At 45.3% G+C, this 16,356-nt stretch carries 15 protein-coding genes; 5 read left to right on the top strand and 10 right to left on the bottom strand.

Going from position 1 to position 16,356, the window contains the following annotated elements; translation table 11 throughout:
* Window positions 1-54: 54 nt before the first annotated feature.
* Together tyrA and MHN09_RS01835 are read right to left on the bottom strand one after the other, a co-directional pair.
* The gene (gene tyrA, locus MHN09_RS01840; protein ID WP_014976023.1) at window positions 55-1,209 is read right to left on the bottom strand and encodes a bifunctional chorismate mutase/prephenate dehydrogenase; all 1,155 of its coding nucleotides are present in this window, start codon (window positions 1,207-1,209) and stop codon (window positions 55-57) included.
* Window positions 1,210-1,284: 75 nt separating this feature from the next.
* The gene (locus tag MHN09_RS01835; RefSeq protein ID WP_061094609.1) at window positions 1,285-2,373 is read right to left on the bottom strand and encodes a 3-deoxy-7-phosphoheptulonate synthase; all 1,089 of its coding nucleotides are present in this window, start codon (window positions 2,371-2,373) and stop codon (window positions 1,285-1,287) included.
* 429 nt (window positions 2,374-2,802) lie between these two features.
* Between MHN09_RS01835 and MHN09_RS01830 the strand changes: the two genes are divergently transcribed.
* Window positions 2,803-3,519 carry an enoyl-CoA hydratase/isomerase family protein gene (locus MHN09_RS01830; protein WP_168532676.1) on the top strand — a complete coding sequence of 239 codons (717 nt, stop codon included), beginning with the start codon at window positions 2,803-2,805 and terminating at the stop codon, window positions 3,517-3,519.
* Between the two features lie 97 nt (window positions 3,520-3,616).
* Here the strand turns inward: MHN09_RS01830 and MHN09_RS01825 are convergent, their stop codons facing one another.
* The 5 genes from MHN09_RS01825 to rpsP form a co-directional block, all read right to left on the bottom strand.
* Window positions 3,617-4,246 carry a trimeric intracellular cation channel family protein gene (locus tag MHN09_RS01825; RefSeq protein ID WP_014948836.1) on the bottom strand — a complete coding sequence of 210 codons (630 nt, stop codon included), beginning with the start codon at window positions 4,244-4,246 and terminating at the stop codon, window positions 3,617-3,619.
* Between the two features lie 129 nt (window positions 4,247-4,375).
* The gene (gene rplS / locus MHN09_RS01820) at window positions 4,376-4,735 is read right to left on the bottom strand and encodes a 50S ribosomal protein L19 (protein ID WP_024015986.1); all 360 of its coding nucleotides are present in this window, start codon (window positions 4,733-4,735) and stop codon (window positions 4,376-4,378) included.
* Between the two features lie 18 nt (window positions 4,736-4,753).
* On the bottom strand, window positions 4,754-5,515 hold the full coding sequence (gene trmD, locus MHN09_RS01815; protein WP_014948834.1) for a tRNA (guanosine(37)-N1)-methyltransferase TrmD: 762 nt from the start codon (window positions 5,513-5,515) through the stop codon (window positions 4,754-4,756).
* Complete coding sequence (gene rimM / locus MHN09_RS01810) at window positions 5,516-6,037, bottom strand: ribosome maturation factor RimM (protein ID WP_156086127.1); 522 nt, start codon at window positions 6,035-6,037, stop codon at window positions 5,516-5,518.
* A 23-nt stretch (window positions 6,038-6,060) separates the two neighbouring features.
* Window positions 6,061-6,312 (bottom strand): 30S ribosomal protein S16, encoded by a 252-nt coding sequence (gene rpsP, locus MHN09_RS01805; protein ID WP_014948832.1) that lies wholly within the window; start codon window positions 6,310-6,312, stop codon window positions 6,061-6,063.
* 388 nt (window positions 6,313-6,700) lie between these two features.
* On the opposite strand from rpsP, the gene MHN09_RS01800 reads away from it, so the two are divergent.
* Entirely contained in the window at window positions 6,701-7,195 is a 495-nt protein-coding gene (locus tag MHN09_RS01800; protein ID WP_014948831.1) for a hypothetical protein, read from the top strand.
* 25 nt (window positions 7,196-7,220) lie between these two features.
* Here the strand turns inward: MHN09_RS01800 and MHN09_RS01795 are convergent, their stop codons facing one another.
* The gene (locus tag MHN09_RS01795; RefSeq protein WP_239238805.1) at window positions 7,221-7,895 is read right to left on the bottom strand and encodes a DsbA family protein; all 675 of its coding nucleotides are present in this window, start codon (window positions 7,893-7,895) and stop codon (window positions 7,221-7,223) included.
* A 191-nt stretch (window positions 7,896-8,086) separates the two neighbouring features.
* On the opposite strand from MHN09_RS01795, the gene MHN09_RS01790 reads away from it, so the two are divergent.
* The 3 genes from MHN09_RS01790 to MHN09_RS01780 all read left to right on the top strand — a co-directional run bounded on the left by MHN09_RS01790 (window position 8,087) and on the right by MHN09_RS01780 (window position 14,194).
* Window positions 8,087-9,895 carry an ABC transporter transmembrane domain-containing protein gene (locus MHN09_RS01790; protein ID WP_156078096.1) on the top strand — a complete coding sequence of 603 codons (1,809 nt, stop codon included), beginning with the start codon at window positions 8,087-8,089 and terminating at the stop codon, window positions 9,893-9,895.
* Window positions 9,896-10,026: 131 nt separating this feature from the next.
* Complete coding sequence (locus tag MHN09_RS01785; protein WP_101563870.1) at window positions 10,027-11,085, top strand: efflux RND transporter periplasmic adaptor subunit; 1,059 nt, start codon at window positions 10,027-10,029, stop codon at window positions 11,083-11,085.
* A complete protein-coding gene (locus MHN09_RS01780) occupies window positions 11,078-14,194 on the top strand; it encodes an efflux RND transporter permease subunit (RefSeq protein ID WP_239238802.1) in 3,117 nt (1,038 codons plus the stop codon). The genes MHN09_RS01785 and MHN09_RS01780 overlap by 8 nt, the downstream gene beginning before the upstream one ends.
* Before the next feature lie 206 nt (window positions 14,195-14,400).
* On the opposite strand, the gene MHN09_RS01775 is transcribed toward MHN09_RS01780, so the two are convergent.
* Together MHN09_RS01775 and MHN09_RS01770 are read right to left on the bottom strand one after the other, a co-directional pair.
* Window positions 14,401-15,657 (bottom strand): alpha/beta fold hydrolase, encoded by a 1,257-nt coding sequence (locus MHN09_RS01775; RefSeq protein WP_061094604.1) that lies wholly within the window; start codon window positions 15,655-15,657, stop codon window positions 14,401-14,403.
* A 34-nt stretch (window positions 15,658-15,691) separates the two neighbouring features.
* Complete coding sequence (locus MHN09_RS01770; RefSeq protein ID WP_039227263.1) at window positions 15,692-16,084, bottom strand: TerB family tellurite resistance protein; 393 nt, start codon at window positions 16,082-16,084, stop codon at window positions 15,692-15,694.
* Window positions 16,085-16,356: the final 272 nt, after the last annotated feature.

Below are 16,356 nucleotides of genomic sequence, written 5' to 3'. Positions count from 1 at the left end.
GAAAAAGGTGAGCTTTGAAGCTCACCTTTTTACCAATTAACCGCTTTATTAAAACTACTTATCTCTTAAAAGCTGACCATCGTCCGCTTTTAACAGCATCTGTTTGCTGTCTACCAAGCACTTCTTCGCATAGTCTCCGAACCACGCGCCGACTTTCATAAACTGTTCGACAAACCCTTTTTTATCGCCATTCTCAAGTAATGACAATGCAATCCCAAAACGTTCGTAAAAGCGACGTAGAAGTGCAAAGTTATCAGGGTTATTGAAAATAATATCGGCATAAAGTTGTGGTGACTGAGCGAATAACCTGCCTACCATTGCGAGTTCTAAACGATAAATAGGTGAGCTAAACATGGTGAGTGATTCCAGATTAGGATCTTCACCTTTTAAGTGTTGCCCGTACACAAACGTGTTGAAGTGACGCATTACCTGAATATAAGCCATGGCTTGGTCATGTTCTTGTGCGCTGGAGTCGTGAATGGTAGCACCCCAAATTCGCATTTGCTCAATGAGCCAACTGTATTTCTCACTGCCACGTCCGTCGCACACTACCACTACCTGTTTAATCATGCCAGGCGCGTCAGGACCAAACATGGGGTGCAGTCCAACAACCGGACCATTGTGTGCGGCAAGCATCGCCTCAAGTGGCTTAGCTTTAATACTGGTTATATCTGCAAGCACGCAATCCTCTGGCAGCATAGTAAGCTTGCTAATCACGGCTTCGGTTAGATTAATAGGCACTGCAACAACAACCAGTGAAGCACAGCTCAATAACGATGTTGCTCTACCGCTTTCCCAGTCGTCTTTTTCCACAACTGAAACGTTGTAATTACTTCGTTCGAACAAGCTCACAAACACACGGCCAAGTGCTCCTGCTCCACCAATTACAACAACGTTGTCGACATCAGGTTTCACACAGCGATATTTGTTGTTTTGCGTGTGATAAGACTCTCGCATTACTCGACGTAATAAGTCTTCGGTGAGATCGGGCGACACCCCAAGTGCTTCTGCCTGAGCACGGCGGGAGGCTATCAACGCTTTTTCACGCTCTGGTACATAAACGGGCATACCAGCTTCAGCCTTAATTTGACCGACCTGGGTTGTAATTTGATTGCGTTTTGCGAGTAATTCGACAAGCTGGGTATCCAGCTCGTCGATACCTTCACGCAGCGTATCTAACTTTTTTAAGTGCTGCGATAAATCGGCCATTCTGTCTTATCCTTGAATCAAATGGCACGTGGCTTATTGGCAAATTTTTCTTGCCACTTTAGGCGTTGCTTGGATTTATGCCACCGTGCGCTTATTTTGGCGTAAGGGTAACACAGTTATTAACTTATCTCTGGTTTGAGATATTAAGTTCTCTGTTGTTTCCCAATCAATACATCCGTCTGTGATTGAAACACCATACTCAAGTTCTTCTGGCTTTTTACCTTCAGCTTTTTGATTACCGGGTTTCAAGTGACTTTCCAACATAACGCCAATGATAGACTGATTGCCTTCTAGAATTTGATTGACCACGTTCTGAGCAACCAATGGCTGGCGGCGATAATCTTTCGATGAGTTTGCATGGCTGCAATCTACTACTAAGCCCGCTGTTAAACCAGCATCCTGCAACTCAATCTCGCACTCTGATACGCAAACCGAGTCGTAGTTAGGCTGCTTTCCACCGCGCAAAATAATGTGGCCATCTGGATTACCGCTGGTCCCGATAATACTTACCTGGCCTTGCTTATTGATTCCCATAAAGCGGTGACCCGATGCCGCCGATTTAAGGGCATTTATGGCAATATCTAGGCTTCCATCTGTACCATTTTTGAATCCTACAGGCATAGACAGGCCGCTGGCCATTTCACGGTGGGTTTGCGATTCAGAGGTACGCGCACCGATAGCAGCCCAGCTAAATAGCTCAGCAAGATATTGAGGGCTAATTGGATCCAGTGCTTCTGTTGCAACAGGCAGCTCTAATTCTGCAAGCCAAATTAACAACTCTCTTGCCTTACGAAGACCGGTTTCAATATCAAATGTACCGTCGATATGCGGGTCGTTAATTAAACCTTTCCAACCTGTTGTGGTACGCGGCTTTTCGAAGTACACACGCATAACGATAAATAGTGTGTCTTTGCATGATTCATGAAGCTCTTTAAGCTTAAGTGCGTACTCTTTCGCGGCTTCAACGTCGTGTATAGAACATGGTCCACACACGACAAGCAATCTATGGTCGCGACGATGAATGATATCTGAAACAATCTTTCTAGACTCAGAGATAGCCGCTAACGCTTTGTCTGACACAGGCAATCTAGCACTAAGCGCTTCAGGGGTTATAAGTACATCTTCGGTACTTACGTGAACATTATTTACGGTGTCCTTGATCATGGGAGCTCTCTTACTCTCTTAACTACAAATAAAAAACGGAAAATTAAACGCCAAAAGAGTGTGCAATCTGCATGTAAACTTTATTGTACAACCAGCTTTTTCTATATTTCTTTAACGTCATTGACTTTTTAGCAACTCAAGCGTAATAGCGCAAGTAATAACGAATAATACTTTAATCTAGGGTAGATTCGAAGCGAATGAGCATGACTGAATGGCAATAGCGCATAGGGATAGCACAATTTTTAATCGACAGTGAGGCTTGTTCCGAATTTCCTCATTAGTCAAACGCTTTATAGTGACATCCCGCCCTTACGTTTTCAAATGCTCCACGAATTTAATGGCGTAATTGACCAACATAAATAAGCTAAATTTCTCATTTATTGTCAGGATTTTGTATCATTGCGACAACGGAATAATAATGAGAACACAATGCAAAATTTAGCCCTAACCTACACTGGCGACGTCGCCATTCTAACCATGCAAAATGGAGAGAACCGCCACAATCCTCTCTTCGCAAAGGAGATGCTTTCAGCGTTAAATACCATCAAAAGTAATGAAAACTGCAAAGCGCTAGTGATCACATCGAACGACGAGAAATGCTTTAGTTTAGGCATAGATACAGATTGGTTGATGCCGGCAATGAAAACTGGCCGTACTGAAGAAATAAAGCAATTCATGCACGATATGGACGAGGTATTTAAAACCCTTCTTCTCTTCCCTCTTCCCGTTATTGCTGCAATCAACGGACACGCCTTCGGAAACGGAGCAATTTTGGCGTGCGCTTGTGACTTCAGATTTATGCGCGCAGACAAAGGCTTCTTCTGTTTCCCTGAAGTAGATTTATCAATCCCCTTTCTGCCCGGTATGATTGAGTTTGTTAAAAAAGCGATGCCGTATTACAGATTTAATGAAATGAAGCTTTCCGGAAGGCGTGTATCTGGTAAAGAATTAGAGCAAGATCACGTGGTAGAAAAGGCGTACGATACACAAGAAAGCTTGATGGAAGGTGCGCTGAATTACGCTAAGACCTTTGATAAAAAGCGTGGCATTTTTGGCGAACACAAAAAGCGTCTACATAAACATATCATCCACACTATCGATAACGAGAATAAACCGTTAATAGAATCGCTTTCACTCATGGCATAACAATAATAGGTGCTATGGTGGAGCGTCACTTAAGACGCTTCACCGATATTTGCTAATAAGTCTTTTCATGGGCATATCGATGTTGGGCTCTACACTGTTAGTTAGGCCTTGGTGTTCTCTTCCTAAAAAGATCGACTTTAACCCCCCAGTGCAACGATGCAATTCTCATTAAAACTGTTACAGAGATAGAACCTAAAATGCACCAAATGTAAGGGATGTCTAGGGCAAACAAGGCGGCGTAAGTGAGACCACCGGCAAAACATGCACTCGCGTAAACATCTCCACGCATAACGTAAGGTACTTCTCTGCAAACCACATCGCGCATCAAGCCCCCGAAGATACCGGTTGTCATACCCATCGTTAGGGCGACAATCATTCCGGTTCCACTAATAAGTGCTTTCTCGATGCCTATGACATTAAAAATAGCAAGCCCTATGGTGTCGATAAGTATAAAGTAAAAATTGGAAGGAGAAGGCATATAGCGAATGAATAAGACTGTCGCGAATATAGCTGAATAGGTTGCTAGTAGATACTCTGAGGTTTCTACCCAGAAAATAGGTTTTCCTAATAGGAGGTCTCTTAAAGTACCTCCGCCAAGGGCTGTCATCACGCCGACAACGACGATGCCAAACCCATTGATACTTTTGTCATGCCCCAGTAATGCGCCCGATACAGCAAAAAATGCGACGCCAACAACGCCTAACACGATAAAGTATTCTGTACTCATCCATCTCTCTATTAAGAAACCTTAATGTTTGTATTAAAAAACAGGTTGAATGGATCGAATTTCAGGCACAAAAAAGCCCGCTTAAAGCGGGCTTTTTCGAAGTTAACAATAACGCAAGGATTAGTAATCTTAGTTAAGCTTCTCTTTGATACGTGCAGATTTACCTGAACGCTCACGTAGATAGTAAAGCTTAGCACGACGAACCGCACCGCGACGTTTCACTTCAATTGAAGAAACTGCCGGGCTGTGTGTTTGGAACACACGCTCAACGCCTTCGCCGCTAGAAATTTTACGCACGGTAAAAGACGAGTGCAGACCACGGTTACGTTTAGCGATAACAACACCTTCATAAGCCTGAAGACGCTCTTTGTCACCTTCGGTAACGCGAACTTTAACAACTACTGTGTCACCTGGACCAAACGCAGGAACATCAGTCTTTAGCTGTGCTTCTTCGATTTTTTTGATGATATCTTGACTGACTTTGCTCATCATATCCTCTCGTCCTAGTTAACTGTCATCTTGCTGCAGTTGCGCTTGGAATAATTCAAGCAAACGCTGCTGCTCCTCAGTCAGAGCTAGGTGATTTAACAATTCAGGGCGACGCTGCCAGGTTCTACCTAATGATTGCATCAATCGCCACTGCCTAATTTTTTCATGGTCCCCACTTAACAACACATCAGGTACCTTTTGACCATCGAGTATTTCGGGCCGCGTATAGTGCGGACAATCCAAAAGACCGTCAGTGAAAGAATCTTCAACTGCTGAGGCTTTATGCCCCAACACGCCAGGAACTAATCGAGCAACCGCGTCCATAAGAACCATTGCTGGCAGTTCACCGCCGCTTAGCACGTAATCACCAATAGAGACTTCTTCATCTACATGGCTTTCGATTACTCGCTCGTCGATGCCTTCATATCGACCGCAAATTAAAATTGTGCGGTCAATGTTTGCAAGTCGCTGTACGCCTGCTTGGTCAAGGGGTTTCCCTTGTGGTGATAAGTAGATCACCTTACTTTTTTCGCCACCAACTTTTTTGGCAGCTTGTATTGCGTCGGTTAGCGGTTTTACCATCATCAGCATACCGGGTCCGCCTCCGTAGGGGCGATCGTCTACTGTACGATGGCGATCATGTGTAAAGTCACGGGGGTTGAAGGTGTCAACCGATAACGTTCCAGACTTAACTGCTCGACCTATAACACCCTGTTGGGTAAAAGGGGCAAACATATCTGGAAACAGGCTAACAACGCCGAACCACTTTTCCGGTGTCACTTAAAACTCCGGGTCCCAGTCAACTTTAATGACCTTCGCTTCCTTATCCACCTCTTGTACGACTTCGTCGAACACAAAAGGTAATAGTCTTTCTTTTTGACCAAAAGCATCGCCTACATTCGCTTTAACGTGAATCACGTCGTTAGCACCTGTATTAAACACTTCTTTCACCACACCCAAGTCGTAACCTTGCGTTGTTACTACTTTCATGCCGGTGAGCTCACGCCAATAAACCCCTTCGTCGCCTAAATCAGGCAGCTGTGAAGCATTTATGTTGATATCCAAGTTTTTGATGCGCTCAGCATCATCTCGACTATCAACGCCCACAATTTTTGCAACGAGGCTTTTACCGTGCGGTCGCCACTGGTCAATTTGGTATTCCTTTTCATCGCCAAGAAACCATGGCGCGTAATCAAAAATACCTTCTGGCGTTTCTGTATAGCTGTTGATTTTGACCCAACCTTTAACACCGTACGGTGCGCCAATTTTGCCAACAATCACTTTGTCAGACGCTAGACTCATCTATACCACCAGTTAATAACAGCTTACGCTGCAGATTTTTTCGCTTCTTTTACCAAGCTAGAAACGCGATCTGATAAGCTCGCGCCTACACCAACCCAGTATTCAACACGCTCTAGATCTACGCGAAGACGCTCCGCTTGACCTTGTGCAGTTGGGTTGAAGAAACCGATGTTTTCAATGAAACGACCGTTTCTTGCACGACGGCTATCAGCCACCACTAGTTGATAAAATGGACGCTTTTTCGCGCCACCACGCTGTAAACGAATAGTAACCATAAATGCCTCAAACTCGTTGTAGCGTTACCGTTAACTTAAGCCTTCAACCAACGTCTAAAAATTAGACACCAATTAGAAGGCCGCCGAATTATACGGATATCACCACTCAATGCAAGTAAAAACCTGATTTATCCTTTGTTTAGTTCAATATGGCTCCCGTAAGTAGGTGATGGCCTAAGAACGCAAATACACATGCATGATCTTTCGTAAGTTTCTTTAAAATAACATCTGGTGGTGTATTGTTAACGTAGCACTAGAATTTAGTGTGGATAAAAAACTTAAGCCATATGCAGTTTAAAGGATGGCAGTTAACTGGATTTTAGTTTTTCTCTGGCGCATTTGTTAATCAAAGGCTTCAGTAAATGGATCACGAAGAAGGATTATTCGAATGAAATTATCATCACTCATACTCGCTACATCAATTGCTCCACTTTTCGCGTGTTCATCCGCTACAGATATGGTCACACAACAAGCAGAAGTCCAACCCAATGAAGCTCGTATAGACTTTTTCGCTAACCGCGGAGAAGCCTTTGACAATAAGCGAGAGTACGTAAAGTTGATGTGTTTTAACCAACGCCCTAACGGTGCGTTAGTTCTTCGGGATGTTGAGCCGGGAGAGCATGTTCTATTTGTTCAAGCCAGTGTCGTAAACACTGACCTGCCTGATGGTACCACTCGCGAGGCGATAGTTAGGCTAGATGTAAACTTAGAAGGCGGCAAGCGTTACTCGCTCAACCAATCTCGTGACCATCACGATATGAAAGTATGGCTCCAAGAAACGGATTCTGGCGTCCCTGTTTCTGACATCGTTACAACCCGTGTTGAATACCCAAAATCGGTGGGAGATTTACGCCTTGAACAATGCAAGGAAGGCACAGTTTAAAAGTACTCGCTTTTTTCAATAACGATTATAGACGACGCAGGGTTACACTTGCGTCGTTATAGTCGTAGGGAACGTTTTGCCACTGTGGCTTTTTAAGCGCTTGTGATTTTGTCTCTTCTGCCTCGGCAAATTTGTTTGATTTGAGTATTAAGCTGGGAAAGCCTTGGGCGCCTATACTACGCGCCATATGCATTTCTTCGTTTAATTTCTCAATTGTACTTTCACTATTGAGTGCTATTTCAAAGCGCTCGACATCGAGCCCTATTTCTTCAGCAAATGCTATCAAGGTATCAAAATCCGACGGGTTTTTCGCATTCAGGTAATACCCTTCTTGAATTGCCTTGATCATTGCCTTCTCTAATGCTTTTGCTTCATCGCTATCTCTAGCCTGCGCTTTTGCAGCAAGAACTGCTCGACACGAAGGATAGGTCGAACGACGAGGCTGACACTTTGTCCAAAAATCATAGTTGAATTGTGTTCCAGGCACACGATCTTGAATAGTTTGCCAATAGCCTGCAATAGTAAGTTTCATTTGGAACGGCATAGGTAAATCACTATCCGGTGCGAGCCCGCCAAGCAAGTAGACAACCTCAATGTCGTTGGGTAACTCACGCTGTATTTGCTCCCAAGTAGGAACGAATGCCCAACACCAACTGCACATTGGATCATGAACATAATACAAAGTACGTGCTTCACTCATCGTTATTTTCCCGTTTTAACTATTTTGCTTTGCTTCTGCGACGTTAACTTTCATCCCAGCGTAAATACTGCCGCTGTAATCGCATTGCCTACGTCCAATGTACATGCTTTGCCGTATAATCCAAATAATGAATTTTAATAAGCGTAGCGAAATCAACGCTATGAATTAGTTATGCGCATGAAGAGGTAATTTTGACAACACCACTCGCTAGTGTATCAACCAAACAAGTCTTACAGTGGATTGGCTCACATTTACTTCGCTACAAAGCGCGCGTTGTAGGTGCAGTTATAGCACTTTTCACGGCCGCAGTTGCATGGCTTTTACTTGGGCAAGGCATTAAGTACGCTATCGACAGCGGCTTCATAGAAAACGCAGCGGATACGTTAAACAAAGCCACAGTATTAGTGCTAGCCATTACTATCGTGGCCTGTTTAGCAACATATGCGCGCTTTTACTTAATGACTTGGCTTGGCGAGCGGGTTAGTGCTGATATCAGAAACCAGGTATATGCGCACTTGCTGTCTCTTCCGCCTTCATTTTTTGCGGAACTTAGAACTGGCGAGGTCATTTCTCGATTTACTAGCGACACTACAATTATCCAGACTGTAGTGGGAATGAGTTTGTCGATGACCCTTCGCTCGGTCGTGACTTTCGTTGGTGCACTGGCACTTATGACGTTTTCTAGTCCCCTTCTTACCTTCTGTGTAATTGTTGCAGTACCCGCTGTGCTGGTTCCTATCAAGGTACTGGCGCCTCAAGTGCGCCGTTATGCCAAAGAAAGCCAGGACAAAGTGGCGGACTTGGGTGCACGCATTGATGAAAGTCTCCATGAAATTATGACCGTACAGGCCTATACCGCTGAAAATGCCGAACGACTGCATTTCTCTAAAAAGGTAGAGCTTGCCATGGACGTAGCTAAAAAGCGTATTCACTATCGCTCACTACTTATTGGCTGCATCATGTGTATCAGTATGACGGCCATCATCTTCATTGCTTGGGTGGGGGCAAGGCAAGTATTAGACGGCACTATGACCGTAGGTGAACTCTCCGCTTTCCTTTTCTATGCCGTAATGGCTGGCGGCAGTGTGGCCACAATCAGCGAAGTCATTGGTGAAGTACAGCGAGGTGTTGGTGCAAGTGAGCGTTTGTACGAGCTATTTACCACTGAGCCTTCTATTCGATCTTTGAATGGTGACACAGCTGAAGCCTCTGCTTCTTCAACGTACTCAGCATTAAAAGGAGCAAGCGCTACACCGATAATCTCCAAAGCGGCACCAAAAATAGAATTGGAAAATGTCAGCTTTGCTTACCCCAACAGCAAACCTTTGTTTGATAATTTAAACATTAACATTCAAGCAGGAGAACGTCTTGCTCTGGTAGGAGCAAGTGGCGCAGGCAAAACAACGCTATTTCAATTATTAATGCGCTTCTACGACCCAAGTGCCGGACAAATACTGTTCAATGGTGCGCCTATCAACAAAATGCCTGTAGACGTTCTGCGCCAACATATTGCGATAGTTACCCAAGAGCCCGTGGTCTTTGCTGATACCGTGTTGGAAAATATTCGCTACGGCAGCCCACATGCAAGTGACGACGCCGTGATAAATGCAGCGAAGCAGGCATTTGCCCACGAATTTATCGATAACCTAGATGAGCGCTACAACACACAGTTAGGCGAACGAGGCGTAAAACTTTCTGGCGGTCAAAAACAACGTATTGCTATTGCTCGCGCTATTTTGGCCGACCGCCCAATTTTACTCCTCGATGAAGCAACAAGTGCGCTTGATGCGATGAGTGAGCGTATGGTTCAACAAGCGATAGATAGATTAATGGTAGGTAAAACCAGCATTGTGATTGCTCACCGACTTGCGACGGTGCAGCACGCCGATCGCATATTAGTTATGGATAAAGGTCAGGTCGTAGGAAGCGGCGACCATGCATCGTTAATGAAAAGCGATACCCTGTACAGGGAATACGCCGAACTGCAATTGCTTAGCTGAACCGCCTGTGGTGCTATACGGTACAAACAACGAGGTCGACCAATCGACTACAAAACATACGTTTTGGTAATACAAAAATAAAGGGCCAGCAGCTTTTTCTGCACAGGTTCCAATAACGCTACGGGTTTAAAATGAAAAATTCATTCTATGGTGCAATGAAGACATGGACAGGTCTTTGCGCTCTTTTTTTAATGATGGTGCAAACTGCAAATGCGCAGTTTATGGGAGACAGGCAAGCAAAGCTTGTAGTAACCAAGCCCATTGAATTTATGAACGAAACGCGAAAAGTGGAAGCAGTAGGTAGTGCTGAAGCCGTTCGTTCAATTGTGTTGTATCCTGCCGTCGCTGATGAAGTAACAGAAATTAACTTTGTCCCTGGGCAAACAGTAGAAAAAGGAAAGGTGCTTGTTCGTCTTGATGATAGACGCCAGCAAACGGCATTAAAACGCGCCAAACTCACTTTGGAAGACGCACAGCGCACCGTAGAACGATTAGCATCAAGCTATAAGCAAGGCGCTGTACCGGTCAGTGAATTGGACTTAGCACGCACTCAACGTGACCTTGCAGAAGTTGCATTGGAAGAAGCTCAAGCCGATTTACAAGACAGACACATCGTAGCGCCTTTTGACGGTGTTGTGGGCATAACTGACGTTGAAGTAGGCGATCGCATTAACGAGCAGACTGTGATCACTACACTGGATAACAGAAGCAAACTCTTTATTAACTTCAGAGCGCCTGAAGCAGCATTGCCCGTTTTACTGAATGCGCCAAACGTAACGCTTGAGCCATGGAGTGACAGAGAGAAACTAGTAAGAGCCGAAATAGCTCAGGTTGATTCTCGTATCAACGAGGCAGATAGAACGCTTCGCGCTAGAGCATTACTCGACAACTCTTCTGATCAATTTCGCCCTGGCATGAGCTTTCGGGTTAATTTAAGCATTGAAGGCGATCGCTTTGCTGCCATTCCAGAAGCCGCACTTTTGTGGGGAGCTACTGGCGCTTACATATGGCTTGCCGAAGACGGTAAGGCTAAACGTGTTGACGTGAGTGTTCATCAGCGTCTTAGAGGAACTATCCTTGTTTCGGGCGACATTGAAGAAGGTGACACACTAATTTCTGAAGGTGTACAACGCTTACGTACCGGACAAGAGATTACTACCGAACTGGCCGGAGGGCCTCAAGGTGAGTGATCCAAACCTATCTTCGTCAGTTAGCGACTTACCATCGCTATCTATTCGACGCCCGGTTCTTATTGTTGTACTAAATCTACTTATTGCTATCGCTGGGTTTGCTGCATTGAGCGGTCTTGAAGTGCGCGAACTGCCCGATGTAGATACACCTCAGGTAACCGTTACAGCAGAATTTCCCGGCGCATCTCCTGAAACAGTAGATGCCGAAGTAACTGGTCGCCTTGAAGGTGCGGTTGCGCGTGTGAGTGGCGTCAAAGACATCTATGCGCAAAGTGAAGAAAACTCGGCCCGTGTTCGGGTTGAGTTTCGCCCCGGCGTTAACTTGGAAGACGCGGCTAACGAAGTACGTGAGTCGGTCAGTCGAATTCAGCGACAGCTTCCGGAAGATGTCGAACAAGTATCGATCATTCGGGCCGACAGCGACGCTCAGGCGGTCGTAAGCCTTGCTATTTCAAGTAATACCTTGGACATGGAGACGCTCACCGAACGTGTCGACACCGATGTAGCACCATTGTTTTTAAGCATTCCTGGCGTTGCCGACGTTATGTTAGATGGAGAAAGAGAGCGTGTGCTGCGCGTTTCTGTGGATCCTCTACGATTAACCAGTTTTGGCCTATCGATGAGTGACATTGCTAATGCACTATCGCTTGCGCCTTTTGATGTACCCGCTGGCAGTATTCAATCTGCCGAACAAGCGTTAATCGTGCGAGCTGATGCAACTTCGGTATCGGCAGAAGATGTGGGTAACATTGTTGTAAGCGGTGACATTCGCATTAATGATGTTGCCAGTGTGTACTTCGGCCCTGCCGACACCACCAGCGTAGTTCGCTTGGATGGAACACCAGTCATAGGCGTTGGCGTAATACGTCAAGCAAGCTCTAATACGATCGAGATTTCGGATGAAGTGCTGGCCATGGTCGCAGACCTCGACAAGCGTTTTACTGATATGCATATCGTAGTAACGTCCGATGATGCAGAGTTTATCCGCGACTCGGTTAAAGAAGTGGTCGTCTCACTCAGCTTGACCGTGGCGTTAGTCGTGGTCACACTCTTAGTGTTTATTGGTTCATGGCGTGCCACCATCGTCCCTGCCCTGTCGATACCCGTTTCGCTAGCGGGTGCACTGGCTATTATTTGGGGTATGGGCTTTTCCATTAATATTCTTACCCTCCTCGCGCTTGTATTGGCCACGGGTATGATAGTAGACGACGCTATTGTGGTTTCTGAAAATATACAGCGTCGTAGAAGTATGGGTCTAGGTGCCCGTGCGGCTGCCGTGGTGGGCACACGAGAAGTATTCTTCGCAGTAGTAGCAACAACCGCAGTACTCGCCTCAGTATTTATTCCCATCGCATTCCTTCCTTCTACTGCAGGGCTTTTATTCAGGGAGTTTGGAGGCGTATTAGCTGGCGCTGTTATAATCTCATCTTTCGTTGCCCTTTCCTTGGTTCCTGCACTTACCGCCCGACTTAAGGTGAAAGAAGCGAAAGAAAGCGATTTGTTTAGCAAGACCTTTGGCCGTTTTGGCAACGCTTGTTTGCGCCTGTATCAGGCGTCATTATTAAAAGCGCTTAAATATGGCTGGGTAGTTGGTGTGTTGAGCTTAGCAGCAGGCGGTGGCGCTTATATTTTATCGCAAAATATCGATAATGAATTACTGCCAAGCGAAGACAGAGGCACAATTCGTATTTTTGCACGAGGTCCAGACGGTGCTGGCCTAAACTTTATGGACAGACAAGCTGAAAAGATGGAAGAACTGCTGCTTCCCTATGTGGATAACGGCACCATAGATTCCATTTACACGGTAGTCGGTTCGTGGGATCCCAACATCGTCTTTATCACAGCGCCTTTGAAGCATTGGGATGACCGAGACAAATCTCTGCAAGAAGTAGTAAATGAAATACGCCCTAAGCTTCAGCAAATTCCTGGTGCACCAGGTAGTGCCTTCGGCGGCAATAGTTTGAACCTTCGCGGTCAAAGCGGCGGGCTTGAAATAGCTTTAACTGGCGACACTTATGAAAACATTTTCGAAGCTTCACAAGCGTTCTCTCGTCAGATTGAAGATGCACTACCTGAACTAGGTAGACCGAGAATAAGCTACGACCCTACCCAACCTCAGATGAGAGTAAATATTGACAGACGCCGTGCTGAAGAACTGGGCGTGCCGCTTACCGATATAGCAAGTACCCTGCGCGCCGCTGTGAACGGCGATGATATCGCAGATTTGAATGTGGGCGACCAATCTATCCCTATCATGCTGCAAACTAATAATCGCAGTATATTAGATCCATCTGAGCTTACTAGCTTATATGTGAAAAGTACCGACGGAAACTTGGTGCCTCTTTCTAGCGTAGCTTTCATCAGTGAAGAAGGTGTTGCCGCTGAATTAGAGCGTCAGGCACAGCGCCGCGCAATTAAGCTGGAAATGGAATTGCCCGAAGACGTAGCGCTTAGCAATGTAGTGGAAAATATTCGCAATCTAGCAGCAGAATCATTACCGAACGGTATCGGGCTTGTGTTTCTTGGCGAAGCACAAACTTATGAAGAAACGTCTAAGCAAGTAGCGCTCACCTATGTGTTGGCTTTTGTCATTGTACTGCTTGTATTGGCTGCACAATTTGAAAGTGTGAACAGTGCGGTTGTGGTTATGCTTACCGTTCCTTTTGGTATTGCAGCCGCGGTCTATGCCCTGTTTTTAACCGGCACCAGCATTAATATTTACTCGCAAATTGGCTTGGTAATGTTGATAGGTCTTCTCGCCAAAAACGCGATTCTTTTGATTGAATTTGCCGACCAGCTTCGCGATAAGGGTTATGATATTTACGATGCTATCGTTGAGGCTGGTAGAGTGCGATTACGCCCTATTATGATGACGCTGGTTTCAACAATCCTAGGTGGCCTGCCGCTCATTCTGTCCACAGGCGCTGGCGCAGAAGCTCGTAATGCTATTGGCTGGGTCGTATTTGGTGGATTGGGTATTGCCGTAGTATTTACCCTTTACCTGACACCGGTTTTGTATCTTGCACTTGCCCGATTTACCAAGCCACGTGCAGACGAAAGCGCTAAGCTTGAGAAGGAAATGGAAGAAGCCAACGCACAGCATTCCTAGGATTTTCCCGCTTAAGTAGGCGCTATGCCTATTTAAGCGGCATCTAAACGGCTACTGTGCGCTAGGTTTGCTTTGAGAATTAAGAGAGACGCCCAAGCTACGTGTGTTGTAACAACAAGTGTTACTACTCGCGTTAAGGCTTGGGCGTTTTTTTATTAAAAAACGGCTGATGCTAGAGCTTTCAAATGGATTAAGAACCTACTGCCCTAGTAGGTTTTACAGAACGCTTTGACTTTGGCTTTACCTGTAAAGGCGAGTAGTTGATCGACCATCCTATCAAAGTAAGGGTTGTAGGTTAGCCTTGCATACACCTTGTCTTTCTTATTAGTTGCTAACTCTTCATCAGCGTTATCGGGCTCAAATCCCCACGGCCCATACCACACTTCTTCGCCGGCTTTGCAGCGCGCTTCAGCGTCACTACCTTGACCGTTATCACATATGCGAAAGTCACTCGCAGTACCATATAGCGGGTTCTTATCTGAAAAAAGTGTACTCATATGAGAGGCTGCGCTAATACGCTGCTCCGGGACTTTCATGGTTTGCATGATGAGTGTATTTTCAGGTACATCGGGTTCGTCCTCACCCTGCCACAATAAGCACTTGTGTGGATGAGTAAAATTATCTCTAAACTGTTCAGCTACTTTTTTTGTGTCAACCACACTGTCTTTTTCTGCCACCACCATAAGCACAGGTAAATTCAACGCACGCTTTTCTTTTTCCGATTTAGAGAATAAATCTTGAAGCACATTTACGCTTTCTTGATAGGCAGCGAACCCTGGCATTGCAGTGGAGTTATAGCGGCTTGGGTTATCTTCTTCTTCAACATTAGGCCAGGGAAATAATGAGTCAATATAAGGCGCTAAACGCGACACAAAGAAGCGTGATTTAAAGGCTGGTGAAAAATGCATTAGCCCTTTTATATCAAGCTCTTCAGCCATCGAAAAACTTGCTATTGTGGTCAAGTTAGCGCCCGTCGAAAAGCCACCAATGTAGAGGTTGTCTACTTCTTCGGAAAATAGTCGTATGTGATGATTAGTTTCTGTCTGCCACTGCTGATAGCTAACATTTAGCATGTCTCCGGGTTTTGAGCCGTGTCCCGGCAACAAGATGGTTCTAACGTGGATGCCCTCACTGCACATGGCGTTGGCAACATCACGAAAAAAGTAAGGTGAATCGCCTAATCCATGAACTAACAAGACGCCAATATTGCGGTATTGTGTGCCGCATTCAAATGGCATATTCATGGACATTTCTTGTGCTTTGTCGTCAGAAATAAATGCCCTATGTTCAAGCAAGTAACGTTCAACTTCATTTAGGTAATTATCGAAAGGCTGCACACCAACCGGGAAGGCCTGTGCACTGGCGCTGAACTGAGAACTGTGCGACGAATGGCAGCCGCTCAATAAGAACAGCGCGAGAGAAGCAGCACATGCGTGTGCTGCTTTAACGGTAAAATTTGGCATTGTTAACGTTTAGGTCTGTGGCAATAAAAAGCGATTATTGCAGTGTATCTTTACCCGAAACTAAAGCTTTGGCGAGTAATTTATGGGTAAGTAATGATAGAAGTTCGGTTTCTTCCTCGCTTCGCTCGCCATCAACGCCCGTGATCGCCATTGCAACCTCTAACGTTTTCTCGGCATCAAACGATAGGTCGTGCTTCAAACTGCGTAAAAACGTCATGGCATCGCCGGTGTCAATGGCCTTTCGCGTTTGGTATATCGTGTCGTTTAGAAATGCTTCGCGACAGATTGGGCTTTGCCAGTCTAAAGACTCAACCATTGCATTCAGGTAGTCTTGTTCCGACAGTGTGACCATTCCGTCGACTTGATAAAGTAATACTGAAAGCTTGATAAGGGCTTGGTTAAAACTTTGTTCTTCTGATAATTGCATAACACTCTTCCTCTTCGTACTGTACGCGGCAGTACCACAACATGCTCTGCGTCCTAGCAGTAGCGATAATTTTTTTGTGTCTACACCGAGCTATTTAACACCCAAAGCATCAATAACGCGTCGTTGTTGAACTACGATAAGACCTATAAACCTTTAACTTGGTTCCAAGGTTTAAGAGGGCTAATAATGTAGACCGCTGAATTGACGATAGTGTTACGCCGCGATGAAGCTTTTAGTTCACAATGTTAAATAAGTGTAAACACCTATTGCAT

This window comes from Alteromonas sp. MmMcT2-5 (genome assembly GCF_022348315.1).
Classification (GTDB): Bacteria; Pseudomonadota; Gammaproteobacteria; order Enterobacterales; family Alteromonadaceae; genus Alteromonas; species Alteromonas macleodii.
The sequence above is the reverse complement of the archived record's forward strand: the minus strand, read 5'-3'. Positions and strand labels throughout refer to the sequence as shown.

Bases quoted from the DNA above. Each gene is read 5' to 3' on its own strand.
- MHN09_RS01795 (WP_239238805.1), bottom strand. From the start codon at position 7,895: ATGAGTGAAGCACGTACTTTGTATTATGTTCATGATCCAATGTGCAGT.
- rimM (WP_156086127.1), bottom strand. From the start codon at position 6,037: ATGAGTCTAGCGTCTGACAAAGTGATTGTTGGCAAAATTGGCGCACCG.
- MHN09_RS01835 (WP_061094609.1), bottom strand. From the start codon at position 2,373: ATGATCAAGGACACCGTAAATAATGTTCACGTAAGTACCGAAGATGTA.
- MHN09_RS01775 (WP_061094604.1), bottom strand. From the start codon at position 15,657: ATGCCAAATTTTACCGTTAAAGCAGCACACGCATGTGCTGCTTCTCTC.
- MHN09_RS01825 (WP_014948836.1), bottom strand. From the start codon at position 4,246: ATGAGTACAGAATACTTTATCGTGTTAGGCGTTGTTGGCGTCGCATTT.
- MHN09_RS01830 (WP_168532676.1), top strand. From the start codon at position 2,803: ATGCAAAATTTAGCCCTAACCTACACTGGCGACGTCGCCATTCTAACC.
- MHN09_RS01785 (WP_101563870.1), top strand. From the start codon at position 10,027: ATGAAAAATTCATTCTATGGTGCAATGAAGACATGGACAGGTCTTTGC.
- rpsP (WP_014948832.1), bottom strand. From the start codon at position 6,312: ATGGTTACTATTCGTTTACAGCGTGGTGGCGCGAAAAAGCGTCCATTT.
- tyrA (WP_014976023.1), bottom strand. From the start codon at position 1,209: ATGGCCGATTTATCGCAGCACTTAAAAAAGTTAGATACGCTGCGTGAA.
- MHN09_RS01800 (WP_014948831.1), top strand. From the start codon at position 6,701: ATGAAATTATCATCACTCATACTCGCTACATCAATTGCTCCACTTTTC.
- rplS (WP_024015986.1), bottom strand. From the start codon at position 4,735: ATGAGCAAAGTCAGTCAAGATATCATCAAAAAAATCGAAGAAGCACAG.
- MHN09_RS01770 (WP_039227263.1), bottom strand. From the start codon at position 16,084: ATGCAATTATCAGAAGAACAAAGTTTTAACCAAGCCCTTATCAAGCTT.